Annotated in this window: 14 protein-coding genes and 1 riboswitch; of the genes, 6 read left to right on the forward strand and 8 right to left on the reverse strand. The window is 58.1% G+C overall.

Features of this window, described 5'->3' with window-relative positions; genetic code table 11:
- Window positions 1–13: 13 nt before the first annotated feature.
- Window positions 14–1,117: a glycine cleavage system aminomethyltransferase GcvT gene (gene gcvT, locus Q7F15_RS11800; protein WP_212132360.1), complete on the reverse strand. Its 1,104-nt coding sequence runs from the start codon at window positions 1,115–1,117 to the stop codon at window positions 14–16.
- Window positions 1,118–1,450: 333 nt separating this feature from the next.
- A riboswitch (glycine riboswitch) is annotated at window positions 1,451–1,543 on the reverse strand.
- A gap of 219 nt (window positions 1,544–1,762) precedes the next feature.
- On the opposite strand from gcvT, the gene Q7F15_RS11805 reads away from it, so the two are divergent.
- The 3 genes from Q7F15_RS11805 (at window position 1,763) to Q7F15_RS11815 (ending at window position 5,670) form a co-directional block, all read left to right on the forward strand.
- A complete protein-coding gene (locus tag Q7F15_RS11805) occupies window positions 1,763–3,466 on the forward strand; it encodes a DEAD/DEAH box helicase (protein ID WP_171565643.1) in 1,704 nt (567 codons plus the stop codon).
- Window positions 3,467–3,532: 66 nt separating this feature from the next.
- Window positions 3,533–4,687 carry a YqhG family protein gene (locus Q7F15_RS11810; RefSeq protein ID WP_304414398.1) on the forward strand — a complete coding sequence of 385 codons (1,155 nt, stop codon included), beginning with the start codon at window positions 3,533–3,535 and terminating at the stop codon, window positions 4,685–4,687.
- 104 nt (window positions 4,688–4,791) lie between these two features.
- Window positions 4,792–5,670 carry a hypothetical protein gene (locus Q7F15_RS11815; RefSeq protein ID WP_304414399.1) on the forward strand — a complete coding sequence of 293 codons (879 nt, stop codon included), beginning with the start codon at window positions 4,792–4,794 and terminating at the stop codon, window positions 5,668–5,670.
- A gap of 100 nt (window positions 5,671–5,770) precedes the next feature.
- Here Q7F15_RS11815 and Q7F15_RS11820 read toward each other — a convergent pair whose 3' ends face one another.
- From Q7F15_RS11820 to Q7F15_RS11840, 5 genes are all read right to left on the reverse strand, one after another.
- Entirely contained in the window at window positions 5,771–6,025 is a 255-nt protein-coding gene (locus tag Q7F15_RS11820; RefSeq protein ID WP_171565645.1) for a YkuS family protein, read from the reverse strand.
- A gap of 23 nt (window positions 6,026–6,048) precedes the next feature.
- Complete coding sequence (locus Q7F15_RS11825) at window positions 6,049–6,210, reverse strand: YqzE family protein (protein WP_171565646.1); 162 nt, start codon at window positions 6,208–6,210, stop codon at window positions 6,049–6,051.
- 66 nt (window positions 6,211–6,276) lie between these two features.
- Window positions 6,277–6,804: a shikimate kinase gene (locus Q7F15_RS11830; protein WP_212132358.1), complete on the reverse strand. Its 528-nt coding sequence runs from the start codon at window positions 6,802–6,804 to the stop codon at window positions 6,277–6,279.
- Window positions 6,805–6,849: 45 nt separating this feature from the next.
- Window positions 6,850–8,679, reverse strand: coding sequence for a stalk domain-containing protein (locus tag Q7F15_RS11835; RefSeq protein ID WP_304414400.1), 1,830 nt, complete (start codon window positions 8,677–8,679; stop codon window positions 6,850–6,852).
- A gap of 192 nt (window positions 8,680–8,871) precedes the next feature.
- The gene (locus Q7F15_RS11840) at window positions 8,872–9,837 is read right to left on the reverse strand and encodes a helix-turn-helix transcriptional regulator (protein WP_230076837.1); all 966 of its coding nucleotides are present in this window, start codon (window positions 9,835–9,837) and stop codon (window positions 8,872–8,874) included.
- 150 nt (window positions 9,838–9,987) lie between these two features.
- Between Q7F15_RS11840 and modA the strand changes: the two genes are divergently transcribed.
- The 3 genes from modA to Q7F15_RS11855 are packed head-to-tail and all read left to right on the forward strand — an operon-like array spanning window position 9,988 to window position 12,207.
- Window positions 9,988–10,794, forward strand: coding sequence for a molybdate ABC transporter substrate-binding protein (modA, locus tag Q7F15_RS11845; protein ID WP_230076836.1), 807 nt, complete (start codon window positions 9,988–9,990; stop codon window positions 10,792–10,794).
- A gap of 24 nt (window positions 10,795–10,818) precedes the next feature.
- Window positions 10,819–11,505 (forward strand): molybdate ABC transporter permease subunit, encoded by a 687-nt coding sequence (gene modB / locus Q7F15_RS11850; RefSeq protein WP_171565651.1) that lies wholly within the window; start codon window positions 10,819–10,821, stop codon window positions 11,503–11,505.
- 15 nt (window positions 11,506–11,520) lie between these two features.
- Complete coding sequence (locus tag Q7F15_RS11855) at window positions 11,521–12,207, forward strand: ATP-binding cassette domain-containing protein (protein ID WP_171565652.1); 687 nt, start codon at window positions 11,521–11,523, stop codon at window positions 12,205–12,207.
- A gap of 120 nt (window positions 12,208–12,327) precedes the next feature.
- Here the strand turns inward: Q7F15_RS11855 and Q7F15_RS11860 are convergent, their stop codons facing one another.
- Window positions 12,328–13,092 carry a LamB/YcsF family protein gene (locus Q7F15_RS11860; RefSeq protein ID WP_171565653.1) on the reverse strand — a complete coding sequence of 255 codons (765 nt, stop codon included), beginning with the start codon at window positions 13,090–13,092 and terminating at the stop codon, window positions 12,328–12,330.
- Window positions 13,093–13,223: 131 nt separating this feature from the next.
- Window positions 13,224–13,580, reverse strand: coding sequence for a YlbG family protein (locus Q7F15_RS11865; protein ID WP_171565654.1), 357 nt, complete (start codon window positions 13,578–13,580; stop codon window positions 13,224–13,226).
- Window positions 13,581–13,613 lie beyond the last annotated feature (33 nt).

The following is a 13,613-nucleotide window of genomic DNA, read 5'->3' on the forward strand; positions in this document are numbered from 1 at the left end:
TGCGATTCTTACGTCAGTTTTTCGGCCGTTTGTAGAAGGGCGTGGCCACGACTTCCGCCTTGAGGCGTTTGCCGCGTATCTCCACATCCAGCTTCGTGCCGATGGCAGCGAATTCCGCTTTGACCAAAGCCAACCCAACGTTCTTTTTCAGCGTCGGGGACTGGGTCCCAGTTGTCACTTCCCCCACCTGTTGGTCGTCGACAAACACCGGATAATGCGTGCGGGGGATGCCGCGGTCGATCATTTCGATCCCGACCAGTTTGCGGGGCGCTCCCTGTTCTTTCTGCGCCTTTAAAACTTCCTGGCCGATAAACGGCACGTCTTTGTCCACCTTGACGGCAAATCCGACACCAGCCTCGATCGGCGTAATATCCTTGCTCAGTTCCTGACCGTAGAGCGGCAGCCTTGCCTCGAAGCGGAGCGTGTCGCGCGCCCCCAGTCCGCACGGCACCAGGCCGTCCGCTGCGCCTGTCTCGAGTAGTTTCTCCCATACCTGGATGGCGTGAGCAGCGTCCAGGTAAATCTCGAAGCCGTCTTCACCCGTGTACCCGCTGCGGGAGACGAGCGCGGGCACACCGTCAATCAGCACATCCCGTTCAAAGCGGAAGAAGCCGATCTGCGACAGGTCGACGGGTGTCAGCCGCTGCAGGATGGACTCCGCCAGCGGCCCCTGCAGGGCGATCTGGGCTGTTTGCGGAGAAATGTTTTCGATCGTGACGCCGTCGATCAGATGCTGGGAAAGCCAGTCATAGTCCTTGTCGATGTTGGCCGCGTTGATCACCAGCAGGTAGTGATCGTCGGCAAATTTGTACACCAGCAGATCATCCACCGTTCCGCCGTCCGGATAGCACATCAAGCTGTACTGCGCCTGGCCCGGCACCAGTTTGGAGACGTCGTTGGTGGTCACGCGCTGCAGGAATTCCAGCGCCCGCTCCCCTTTTACCTCCACTTCCCCCATGTGGGATACGTCGAACAATCCTGCCTTCGTCCGCACCGCTTCGTGCTCCTGAGTGATGCTGGAAAACTGAACCGGCAGCTCCCAGCCGCCGAAGTCGATGGTTTTCGCCCCGTACTTCTCGTAAATCGGGAAGAGCGGCGTGCGTTTCAAAGTGGACATGAGGCACCTCCTGAACCGAATGAACTGTTTGTTGTAAAGCTGAACACAGCCGGCAAAGCCTCCGACGATCGCCCCGGCTCTTTGCCGCAAACCGATTGGCCCCAAGCAACCCGGAGTCGCCTTGCGTCCGGAACGTGAGCGATCGTTCATAAGGACGCGTTCACGAACGCAAAAAAGGACAGAGCGGAAGAATCGGAAAACGCCAAAGAAGACGGCGCCCCCATGTCTCCCCTCTGTCCTTGGTACCTGAGAGTTACCTTGCCGAAGCGGGCCAACCGGCACAGCTGGCAAGTTTCCCCGTTGGTGGCTCTTGTCGAGCTCTCTCCAGAGATGCGTCAAGTAGAGGTACTTTTGCCTGAGAGATTCACCGTCGCCGGCTTGCTCCTTCGGCGCTGTCTAAAGACAGTCTCTCCCTTCTACTATCATTCGCGTTGGATGTTGGGCCATACATAACTTTTTCAATTGATTCCATACTAAACAACAAACCTACACGTTTATCCTACCACGAGCGTGCTTTTTTGAAAATATGCAAATTGACATTCAACTCACGATTTCGTTAACAATTTTTTCTCGAGGACAAATATTGTTAACAATTAGCGCATGACTTATATGATAAATGGCATCCTTTAGTAATGAGGTGCAAAAATGACGAATATTCCTGTCTCGTTTGACATGAAATGGATTGATTTGCTTACGGAGCGCATGCGGCAGGACGGCCCTTGGGACAAATGGGAACTGTTCCAGCTGGCCCTGGAGGCGGAAGAAGCCATGCTTGTGCGCGAGTTCGACCAGCTCCAATGCCTCAAGTATCTGCCTTCCCTCAAACCCTATCCGCACCAGCTCAAAACAGCAGAACGCGTGTTAAACGAGCTGCGCGGCCGGGCCATCCTGGCCGACGAAGTGGGGCTGGGCAAAACGATCGAGGCCGGACTGATCATGAAGGAGTACATGGTCCGCGGCCTGGCCAAGAAGATTCTCGTGCTGGTCCCCGCCTCCCTGGTCATTCAGTGGACCAAGGAGCTGAACCAGAAGTTCGGCATCCCCGCTATCGCGCAGAAAAAAGAGTACATGTGGCGGCAGTACGACGTGGTGGTGGCCTCGATCGACACGGCCAAGCGCGACCCGCACCGCCGCCACGTGCTGAACATCGACTACGACATGCTGATTATTGACGAGGCGCACAAGTTGAAGAACAAGCGGACGCGGAACTACCAGTTCGTCAAGGAAATCCGCAAAAAATACTGCCTGCTCCTCACTGCCACGCCGATCCAGAACGAGATGGACGAGCTGTACAACCTGATCAACCTGCTGAAGCCGGGCCATCTTGGCCACACCAGCACGTTTGCCACCAACTACGTGGAAGGAAAGCGGCAGGCGAAAAACAACGAGCAACTCAAACACGAGCTGGACAAGGTGATGATCCGCAACAAGCGAAGCGACGGCGGCATCCAGTTTACCAACCGCGTGGTACGGTCCATCCCCATCGTGCTGTCGCCGGAGGAAAAGGCCCTGTACGACGGGGTCACCCGCTTTGTCAAGGAACAGTATCACTCCGGGACGGGCGGCTTCAACTCGCTCGCCTTGATCACCTTGCAGCGAGAGGTCTGCTCCAGCCGGGAAGCGGCGTTCATGACGCTGTACAACATGCACCAGCGCACCCCGGAGGACTCCCCGGCAAGAGCCGAGATCATGGAGCTGGTGGAGCTGATCAAGCGGATCGAGACCCACTCCAAGGCGGCAAAAACCGTGGAACTGATCCGGGAAATCAACGACAAGGTGATCATCTTCACCGAGTACCGGGCGACGCAGAATTATCTGCAAAAGTACCTGCATGAACACGGGATTACCTCTGTGCCGTTTCGCGGCGGATTTAAACGGAGCAAAAAAGACTGGATGACCGACCTGTTTCAAAACCGGGCACAGGTGCTGATCGCCACCGAGGCGGGCGGCGAAGGGATCAATCTGCAGTTCTGCAATCAGGTGATCAACTACGATCTGCCCTGGAACCCGATGCGCGTGGAACAGCGGATCGGCCGCGTCCACCGGCTGGGGCAGCAGCGGGACGTCCACATCTACAACCTGTCCACCGTCGGCACCATTGAACAGCACATCCTCAACCTGCTCTATGAAAAAATCGACCTGTTTGAAATGGTGATCGGTGAATTGGACGACATCGTGGAGCGGCTCAATCTGAATCAGACACTGGAAGAAAATCTCATCAGCATCATCATGGACTCCCGCTCCGAGAGGGAAATGGCCGTCAAGCTGGACAACATGAGCCAGGCCATTCGCGCGATCCGGGAGGCAAACCGGTCGCGGGACGCGCTGCCCGATGTGGCGGAACACTAACCGATCCCGGTGATTGGCCGCGGCTGCCGGCCAGCATTTTATAGTCAGACGGGAGGGAAACGATGCATGCAGCAAGAGCAGATACGCCGATTTACAGAGCGCTACCTGGCCGCCTTTTCCGCCCATATTATGGAGACGCATCCCGACTACCTGACCGTAAAGCTGCCGGTCGAGGTGGACAAAGATATCGGCAATAGACCGTTTTACTGGACCTGGGTGGAGAAAATGAATCTACCCTACCAGCCCATGGTGCTCACGTTTTACTTTGACAGCGAGCGGAAGCCGGAGGGACTGCGAGCGGAGCACCTCCATCTCGGCGCAGGCCGTCTGCAGCAGATCTTTCAATCCGCCCGCAAGCACGGAAGTTTCGTCTGCATGTACGAACAAACCGCATCCCCCCGAACGGGCGGCCGGCGCACCACCCCGCTCGTTCCCTGGCTGGGATTGAACTGGAAAGTCTCCTTTATTTGCGACAAAAAGCGGGACATGCTGCTCCATTTCGGGATCAACCTGCACCAGCCCCAGATCGTAACCGACTTTTACCCGTTTCTGCAGCAGCTGTCGCTCGCCCCGTCCATCCCGGATTACTGCTACACGCTGGAAAGACGCCTCTCTCTGACAGAGGCCGCCGCCATTGCCGAACGGGAGACCCGCCGCCTGCTGGACGCAGAGGACGGACGCTGGGCAGAGGAAGCGCGGCAGCGGCTCAATGAAGAGTTGCAGATTCTGGAAGCGTACTATGCCGAGTTGGTCTCCCGTGAAGCGGAAAGCCGCGAGCGCGACAGCGGCGCGGCGGATGGTGACGAATCCTCGGACAGCGGGAAAAGCGGCGGCAGTGAAGCACATGCTGTCTCTTTGCCGGACGTTCTGGCGAAGACGGCGACAGAAGCTGCTCAGGTGAACCAATCTGTCCCGGCTCCCCCTGTCCATATTGCACCGCCCACCGTCCAACCTGCGACCGAACCGTCTGCAGCCCGGGAGGAGCCGCAGAGCAGCGGCGGCCGCATCCTGGACTTTTTGCGTGCCAACGGCATACCCGAAACGCCGCGCGAAGAGATCGACCAGACAGAGTGGCGCAGCAGCACGCCGGAAGAGGAAAAGCAGCGGCGCATGGACGAACTGCGCTGGCAGTACGAGCCTCGCATCGAGGTGCAGTTTATCAATGGCGGGCTGTTTTACCTCCAGTCCGCGCCTCCCGCCAAAAACAGGCGAATTCTGTAAAAGAAGTGCGAGAAAAAACGATCGCAAAGAGACAGATAGCAACAAATCTTTTTCGTCAACCTGGTTACAATAGGTACCAAGAAGCCTTGTACAAAAGGTGGTGCATGCTTGTGGCCAGTAAAATGACCCGATCCGTATGCGCACTGCTCTGTGCGCTCGCGATCGCGTGGCCGGCCGTCACGCACGCCGAAGAGACGGATTGGGACAAGCGTTTTCACACGCAGGTTCAGCAGTGGATGAACACGATCATCGAGCGGGATCCCAGTTTCCGCGACTGGAAAAACGCCCGGATCGATGCTCAATCGCTCGGTGCCAACCAACATCAGTGGCTGGTCAGCATCACGCGAGACGGCAGACAGGTGGGTTACATGGTGGTGGGCGAATCCCCCGCTTCCGGAACACAGCCGACGTTTGTGCTGCTGGAATACGGCGTAGGCGAATACATTTTGTTCGACGACGCGTTTGCCCCGCGCGCAGTGGCGGCGGAACCGGTCTATGACGGATTCGCCTCCCACTGGCTGGTCGCGCGTCAAGAGCAGCGGGAACTGGTGGACGCCAAGACGGGCGAAACGTACCCCGCATCCGCTGTTGCCGGCCCGCCGGTGATCACCACGCTGTCTGAAGCCGAACTGGTTCGCCCGGAAGAAGTCCTCACTGCTGCCCGCGTGCTGTCCGGTGCAGTACAGGACCCGTTTGACCGGATTGACTGGCTGACCGACACGTCCAACAGGCGTCAGCTGACCTGGACAGACCTCTGGCAAAAAACATCCGCCGGCCCGGTAACGCTTACTGTGCCGCTCCACCACTCCAATGTGCTGGCACCGTTTGCAGTGCAGTCGCTGCATCTGTGGAACGGCCGCGCGGCATACGTCGGCGTCTGGGACGAGGGGCTGCGCTTCGTTCCCTACGCATACGCGATGAAAGTGGGACAGTTTCATACTGTTGATACCGGCGCACACAAAACAAGCTCTCTGCCGGAATGAACCGACAGAGAGCTTGTTGTCTGGGCGGCTGTGTGCTGTATGGGATCAGCTCGCCGCGTCCGTTTCAACGCCTGATTGGGGAACTGCCCCGTCAGCACCGTCAGCGATGCTCAATGGGCGACAGTCGGGTGTGTACCGCATGAAACACTTCCTGGGGAGTCATGCCAGCGGCGTTGATGACCGGAGCACCGGATATGGTTTTGCTCTGGTCGTTCAGCACGTTGACATCCTGGCCGGTGATCACGATGGCGTCCACCATGTTTTGCCAGTTGCCCAGATCCACCACGTCGTACCCGTTGTCACGCAGCATTTTGCGGATATGGGTAAGGGAACGTTCCACTGCCACTCTCGCCATATGCTACCTCCATCCGGCTGGGATTATTTGCGCCATAACAGCTTGATTGACATCGGGATGGCCCCGAACCAGCGCGTGGACCAGGCCTCGCGCGGCTGTTTTCGCCGCCGCCGCTCTTCCTTCGGGGTCTCCACATACTGCACAAACAAGCGGGTCAGGTATTTTAAATACTCCTGAAACGACATCACACGTGCCTCCTTCATACGCACGTTTCCGCGCCGTTTGCCGTGAAGGCGGAGCGCTTTCTTCCCCTAGTCTCTCCCGATCAGGCCGCTTTCAACCATCCTTCCGCGTATTTCCGCCACGATATCGGACACGTCCTTGCCGGTTGTGTCGATTTGAATCGGGGCAAAATCATACGCCCCTTTCCGCTCGTCCAACAGTCTCCGCACCCGTTGCGCCATGTCGCCGGCGATGAGCGGACGGCCGGTATCTCCTGCCAGGCGGCGGATCAGTTCCTCCTCCGCTGCAGACAAGGCGATCACCGTTCCCTCACTCAGCATGAGCCGGACATTTTCCGGACGAAGCACCGCTCCCCCTCCGGTGGTCAGCACCTGCGGCTTCTCTTGCAGCAGCTCCCGCAACATGGCGCTTTCCGCGTCCCGAAAGTACTGCTCTCCCTTTGTAGCGAACAGCTCGGGAATCGAGCATCCCTCCCGCTCTGCGATCGCCTCGTCCAAATCGCGGTGCGGAATGCCCAGATCCTTAGCCAGCGCGCTCCCCACCGTAGTTTTCCCTGTTCCCATGAATCCGACGAAAATCACATTTCCGTATGTCATCGGCTGTCTCCTGCCTTTCGTAGTCGTAGATGACTGTCCGCAACGTCACTGCAAGGTCACGGTCTTTGCCTCTTTGTCATAGGAAACCTGCGCGCCAAGCCCCTGACTGAACAAGGTGAGCGGCGCCATCGTCTTCTCGGCGATTTCCAGCAGCGGCTGCCCCAGATCGACGCGCTGGCCGTCCCGTTCAACAACGCGTTGGCCCTGTTTGAGCACGACCTGATGCCCTCTGCCCTGCACCATCGTCGCCTGCTTGTCCGGCAACCAACTGACGCGATACCCCATCCGTTCCGCCACTTCGCGCAGCGGGAGGTAGACCGTCCCGTTTTTCACCCTCGCTGGAACGGATGGGTAAAAGCTCGTCCCGTTCACGATGGTCGTCACATACGGTTCCAGCTCCACCTGACGCAAGGGCGCCTTGTTTTCCGTCCGGACATTGGGGACGAAGTAGCGCGCTTCTCCTTTCAGCACCTGGCCCAGCGCCTGATCGAGGTGCTCCGGACCGATAACACTGCCGTGGTAGGTGCGCTGCACGCGCTGCAGGAATTGTTTGTAGGCGTCGTCGCCGATCTGTCTGCGCAGGTGGTCGTACAACAGCGCCCCTTTGGAGTACCAGGTCCAGTGGAACTCCTGTTCACCGGCAAACTGGTTGAGCCGCTTGCCCAATCGGCCGGACGGATAGAGCTGCTTCAACTTGTCCGCGTCGCGGCTGTACGATGACAGGAGGGCGGCGGCCTTCTGGGAACCGTAGCGGTGCTGCAGATAGTGATAGACGCTCATTTCCACCAGCCCCTCGTCCAACCAGCCGTGCACCGCTTCCAGCGTGGCGACGCTGTTGTACCACCACATGTGGGCCACCTCGTGCGGCAGCCAGTGCTCGATCAGATTGTTGTGGTGCATGTCCCGCTTAAACACCGCCATGTTGGCGTACTCCATCGCATACGTCGTGCCGGTGCCGGTCTCGGCAATCGCCACCCGGGGATACGGCAGCGGGCCGTACCATTCTGTATAGACCGGAAACACAGACCGGGCGATCGCTTTGATCCGCTCGATGTTGCCCTTGTCCACAGACGCGATGTCTACCGTCAAATTGGGCGCAAAGGTGATCGTCTCCACATGGTAGCGCGGGCTGCCCACCAAAGCAAAATTGAGCAGGCGGCTGCCGCGGTACCGCACTTCCTGCCGGTTGCCGGCCAGCGGCTTGATCTCTCCCCTTCCCCAGGAGCTCACCCATTGAAAGCCCTTTGGCGACACAAACGACACGTCGTAATCAGCGTAATGGTACACGAACGGATCGCCGAAATTGACCCGCTGCGGCGGAGTGTACCAATTGCCGCGCTGGTCCATCGCACCCAGCATCGGATACCAGGTGGTCAGCGTCCAGATGTCGTCCTTTACCCCAAAACGGGTGCCGCGGCGGGGAACGGGATTCTCAAAAGTGACCGTCAAGCTCCCCCGCTTCGCCGAACCGAACGGATTGGTCAGATGGACAACCGCCTGGCGCCGTTCGAATGTAAGCGGCTTGTCCCCGGCGCGAATCTCCTTGATCGTCATCAGATTCCATGGATAGTCGTAGATGAACAGGCGAAGATCCGGCGTGCGCGGATTATCGAACTCCACCGTGACACTTCCAGCAATCATCGCCTTTGTCGTATTCAGTTCAGCACGAATCGTATAGGTCGGATGCAGATCTTTCACATAGGAGGGCAGCGGCGGATTGTAGGCGAATGGATCAGCTCCCGCCCCTGCCGTCACTGTCGCGTTGTTTATGAAAAACGGCGCCAGCACAGGCCACTTGGCGATCACCCCGACCGAAGCGAAAACGATCAAAATTGTCAAACAGATCAACAAGCTCGTTTTGTGCAATGGTTTCATGTCAGCCCCCGACTCATAAGCGACAAGCACGATGTTATTTCGTCGCAAAGCTTATCCAATTTATTGTAGCAAATCTCGACAGGGCTGAATAGAAAATCTTGCCACATCACAGCTACATGACAGCGGCCCGCATGCAGCGACACCCCATTCATAACAGCGGACGCGCTTACTCGCTGCGGCTGTTATGGGTCATTACCACGTCTCGTACATGATCTCGCCCGTGTAGGTCAAATCGTATCCCCCGATCGCAGCCAGTTCGTCGCGAAACGATGCCGATCGCAAAATGTCCCGCACGATCTGGATCAGCTCCTCGTTTTCCGCGTTTTTCAGGATGACCAGATCGTACCGCTCCCGAATTACAGGCAAAAACTCCACTCCGACGATCCGGGCAGCCTTTTCGATCCCCACGCCGACGTCCGCTTCCCCCCTCGCTACTGCTGCGGCCACAGCGAGGTGATTCGCCTCTTCCCTGTCGTATCCAGCCACGTCCCGTCCGGCGATGCCGTGCAGCCGGAGCTGTTCTTCGATCAGGGTGCGTGCTCCTGACCCTTTTTCCCGGTTCACCATGCGCACCCCGGGTTTGCCGAAATCGGTCCAGTCGACTATCTGCTTCGGGTTGCCCGCCCGGACGTAAAAACCGGCCCAGCGGGACAGCAGATTGACGATCACGTAGCGGTATCCGCACAAAATCCGCCGCACATACGGCGTGTTGTATTCCCCGGTGTCGCCGTCGAACAGGTGCGTGCTGACGACATCCGCCTCACCTGCGTACATCGCCAGCAGGCTGTTGATGCTGCCCGCATAAGCGCGAAGCGGCCGCATCGTTTTGCCTCTGCGTTCGAGATGATTGGCCAGCATGTCAAGGCTGACGTCCTGACCGCTGATGATAACCTGACGAACGTGCTGCGCTCCCTGCGGCCAGGCGCTGCGCTGCATGGGCGTCACAGGCGCCGAAGCGCTCGGAACCGCCGCTGCCATGCCGGATACTCCTTTTGCTCTCGCCTTGTACGCTTCCAGATCGGACGCGTCCACCCGCATCTGCCGGCCGACGCGGTACGCGGGCAGTTCCCCTTTTTTGATCAAATCGTACACGGTCAGTTTGGAGATTCGCAGCATCTTGGCAATTTCTTCAGTCGTGTAAGAAATGTCGTCGTTCATCGCCGCCTCCCGGATCAATTGCTGACTTGTCTTTCTCCATTTTCGTTTACTATTCACATGTTTGCAATTGATCAATTGAAATCATTCAGATAATCTAATTATAACTAATTATTACTACATATAACGAAACACAACTCAGGAGGTCGTATCATGCAAAAACAACTGACGGCCATCCTTGCGGCACTCTGCATGATGTGGGCCGCCGGGTGCGGTGCGCAGACCTCAGACCAGCAAACCGCCCCGCAGCAGCCATCGGCCAAGCCGGCGGAAACGACACTGATGGTCTCGGCTGCCGCCAGCCTGACCGACGCGTTGAATGAGCTGAAAACTGCGTTTGAACGCGAACATCCCGGAGTGGCGATTAGCTATAACTTTGGCAGTTCCGGCAAGCTGGCCTCCCAAATCGAGCAGGGCGCTCCCGCCGACGTCTTTTTGTCCGCCAGCAAACAGGATATGGACAGGCTGGAAGAGAAACAGTTGATTGTCACGGACACGCGCGTTGACTTTGCCAAAAACGAGCTTGTACTGATCTCGTCGGCTTCCAGCCCGCTGGCGCTTTCTTCATTTGAAGAGCTGGGCGATGATGCCGTCAAGCATCTCGCCGTCGGCGAACCAACGACCGTCCCGGCCGGCCGCTACGCCAAAGAAACGCTCGAACACCTGAAGATGTGGGACAACCTGTCGGACAAGCTGGTCTTTGCCAGCGACGTGCGCCAGGTGCTGACCTATGTCGAGTCCGGCAACGCCGAAGCCGGCATCGTCTACGCGAGCGATGCGGCCATTTCGCCCAAGGTGAAGGTGATCGCCGCAGCCGAACCGGAGTGGCACAACCCGATCGACTATCCGGCCGCCGTCATTGCCGCCTCCCGTCAGGCGGACACCGCCAGGATGTTTCTTGCGTTTGTGACCAGTGACAAAGGCAAGGCAATCTTTAAACAATACGGATTTCACGAGTAGGAGAACAGAACAGGAGGCGGACACATGAATCATCCCGAATTGACACCGCTGCTGCTGTCGCTGAAAGTGGCGGCCCTCTCCACCTCCATCGTATTTGTCGCCGGTCTGCTGATCGCCCGCTTCCTGACGCGCAGGCACTTTTGGGGCAAGCACGTACTGGAGTCCTTTCTGCTGCTGCCGCTGGTGCTGCCCCCCACCGTCGTCGGATTCGGCCTCCTGCTTTTGTTTGGAAAAAACGGGATAATCGGCAAGTGGCTGACGGAGTGGTTTGGAGTCCAGGTCGTCTTTTCACTGACCGGTGCCGTAATCGCTTCCGTGGTCGTGTCGTTTCCGTTGATGTACCAGAGTGCCGCCGCCGCCTTCAGCGGGATCGACCGGCGGTACGAAGACGCTGCCCGGACGATGGGGGCTTCGGAATGGCGCGTCTTCTGGACGATTTCCTTTCCGCTCGCCTGGCCGGGGCTGTTGGCCGGATTCGTTCTCTCCTTTGCCCGGGGTCTGGGGGAGTTCGGCGCCACGCTGATGCTGGCGGGATACATTCCCGGCAAGACCGATACGATCCCCGTCGCCATCTACTTCGCCGTGGAAGCCGGCCAGATGGACAAGGCGCTCTTTTGGGTGATCATGATCGTCTCGCTGGGCATGGGAACGACCATGTGGTTGAACTGGTGGAGCCGACGCAGCGTCCGCCGGTTTGCCAACACGAAATAAGGCGGGAGAATGACCATGCTGTATGTCGACATGCAAAAACGGCTGCCTGACGGCGTCCTGCACGCGCGGTTTACGGCAAAAGACGAGATTGTCGTCCTGTTTGGCCCTTCCGGTGCGGGGAAAACCACCATGTTGAATTGTGTGGCGGGTTTGACCAATCCCGATGCGGGCCTCATCCGGCTGGGCGACACCGTCTTTTTTGACAGCGATTCAAAAAAGGCCCTGCCGCCGCAGCAGCGCAACGTGGGCTATCTCTTTCAGGACTACGCCCTGTTTCCGCACATGACCGTGGAACAGAACATCCGCTACGGACTGAAAAAGGGGACCAACCTGCGGCTGGCCGAACTGCTCGCCTCCGTCGGGATTGATCGGCTGCTGGATAAATACCCGCATCAACTGTCCGGCGGGCAAAAACAGCGAGTCGCCCTGGTACGGGCACTGGCCACGGAACCGGATATCCTGCTCCTGGATGAGCCGCTGTCCGCCCTGGACGCAGATACACGCCGCCAGTGCCAGGATGAACTGCTCCGACTGCACGAGATGTGGCGAATACCGTTTCTCCTGGTCACCCACGATCTCCAGGAGGCGGAACGGTTGGGCAGCGTGATCCTCGTGGTGCAGAACGGCCAGGTGCTGCCCCACGGTCCCAGGCGATCAAACGAGTCGTCTTTCCACGCCGGGACCGCGCACGAATCCTCTTGAGGTGTTAGCTGATCGGGCATGTGAAGCTGGACGGACACGACAAAAGCCGTGCTTTCGCTCCTCCGCCTTTTGGCTGGCGGCCGGAATGGCACGGCTTTTTCATTCGCTTATACATCTGCGTTATTTGCCACAGAACGGCTCGATTTTCACGTCATGCTGTTTGGCCCAGCGGTGCAGTTCGGTGAGAAACGGCAGCAGATCCGGGCTTTCGGCGTGTACGCAGAGCGTGTCCGCAGCCAGCGCAATCACACTCCCGTCCACGGTTTGCACCGTCTGTTCCAGTACGAGCTGCCTCGTCTGCTGCATCTGCTCTTCCTTGCTGATCAGCACGCTGCCCTCCAGTTCACGCGGAGCCAACCTGCCGTTTGGCAGATACGCGCGGTCGGCAAATACTTCTTCCGCCACCTGCAGACCGTATTCCAGACCGATCTCCACCAGTTTGCTGCCCGACAAGGCATAGAGGATCAGGTCGCCGTCGATGTCGACGATCGCCTGCACTACTGCCTCAGCCAGTTCAGGCTGCTCGGCAGCCTCGTTGTACAGCGCCCCGTGCAGTTTCACGTGATGCAGGCTCCCTCCCAGCGCCTTTGTCACGCCGGACAGGGCGGCCACTTGATACAGTACCAGTTCGTACACCTCCCGCGCCGAGAGGTTCATGGAACGGCGGCCGAACCCCTGTACGTCGGGGTAGCCTGGATGCGCGCCGATTTTCACCCCGTGCCGGAGCGCCGCTTCTACTGTTCTGCAGATGTTATGGGGATCGCCAGCATGCAGGCCGCAGGCAACGTTAACGGACGTAATCCACTTCATGATGCCCAGGTCTTCCGTTTGCCGTCCGCGGCTGAACCCTTCCGCCAAGTCGCAGTTGATATCCAGGTGAATCATGTACGCACCGCCCTTCTGTAAACGCTGTCATTGTCAGTATCGCTTTCCATGTCCATTACATTTCCCATTTCTTACAGCATATCATGCCGCACCCACCAGCAAAAGCAAAAAAGCTGCCGAAATGTGGCAGCTTAGCGGACGATTTCTGTCGAAACGCCTGTCGACACCAATCCATCGTCGTTTTGCAAGTTTTCCGTCAGGGCCATGAGCTGGCTTTTCTCCTGTTTGTAATCGTATTCTTTCGCCTTGTCCGGCTTGGCGTTGTTGTACTCGATTGGAATCTCGTGTCGGTGGGACCGCTCGATTTTCGTGACGAAGTGCAGCTTTTCCATCATGCGGATTGTTTCGTCGATCTGATTGGCATCGACGTACATCGACACGTAGTTCAACCGCTTGGAGATGTAGTGAATGGTGCCAAATTTGCGTAAATTTTTGGCGGCACGCGTGTTTTTCACCCACACGGCGACCCCAAGACGTCGTTCTCTCATGCTGGTCGTCGATCTCCTTCCCGAACGTGATAA

The sequence above is a fragment of the Brevibacillus aydinogluensis genome (assembly GCF_961514395.1).
Lineage (GTDB): Bacteria > Bacillota > Bacilli > Brevibacillales > Brevibacillaceae > Brevibacillus > Brevibacillus aydinogluensis.

Excerpts from the sequence above, each read along its gene's own strand:
- gcvT (WP_212132360.1), bottom strand. The coding sequence starts at position 1,117 with ATGTCCACTTTGAAACGCACGCCGCTCTTCCCGATTTACGAGAAGTAC.
- Q7F15_RS11805 (WP_171565643.1), top strand. The coding sequence starts at position 1,763 with ATGACGAATATTCCTGTCTCGTTTGACATGAAATGGATTGATTTGCTT.
- Q7F15_RS11810 (WP_304414398.1), top strand. The coding sequence starts at position 3,533 with ATGCAGCAAGAGCAGATACGCCGATTTACAGAGCGCTACCTGGCCGCC.
- Q7F15_RS11815 (WP_304414399.1), top strand. The coding sequence starts at position 4,792 with ATGCTTGTGGCCAGTAAAATGACCCGATCCGTATGCGCACTGCTCTGT.
- Q7F15_RS11820 (WP_171565645.1), bottom strand. The coding sequence starts at position 6,025 with ATGGCGAGAGTGGCAGTGGAACGTTCCCTTACCCATATCCGCAAAATG.
- Q7F15_RS11825 (WP_171565646.1), bottom strand. The coding sequence starts at position 6,210 with ATGTCGTTTCAGGAGTATTTAAAATACCTGACCCGCTTGTTTGTGCAG.
- Q7F15_RS11830 (WP_212132358.1), bottom strand. The coding sequence starts at position 6,804 with ATGACATACGGAAATGTGATTTTCGTCGGATTCATGGGAACAGGGAAA.
- Q7F15_RS11835 (WP_304414400.1), bottom strand. The coding sequence starts at position 8,679 with ATGAAACCATTGCACAAAACGAGCTTGTTGATCTGTTTGACAATTTTG.
- Q7F15_RS11840 (WP_230076837.1), bottom strand. The coding sequence starts at position 9,837 with ATGAACGACGACATTTCTTACACGACTGAAGAAATTGCCAAGATGCTG.
- modA (WP_230076836.1), top strand. The coding sequence starts at position 9,988 with ATGCAAAAACAACTGACGGCCATCCTTGCGGCACTCTGCATGATGTGG.
- modB (WP_171565651.1), top strand. The coding sequence starts at position 10,819 with ATGAATCATCCCGAATTGACACCGCTGCTGCTGTCGCTGAAAGTGGCG.
- Q7F15_RS11855 (WP_171565652.1), top strand. The coding sequence starts at position 11,521 with ATGCTGTATGTCGACATGCAAAAACGGCTGCCTGACGGCGTCCTGCAC.
- Q7F15_RS11860 (WP_171565653.1), bottom strand. The coding sequence starts at position 13,092 with ATGATTCACCTGGATATCAACTGCGACTTGGCGGAAGGGTTCAGCCGC.
- Q7F15_RS11865 (WP_171565654.1), bottom strand. The coding sequence starts at position 13,580 with ATGAGAGAACGACGTCTTGGGGTCGCCGTGTGGGTGAAAAACACGCGT.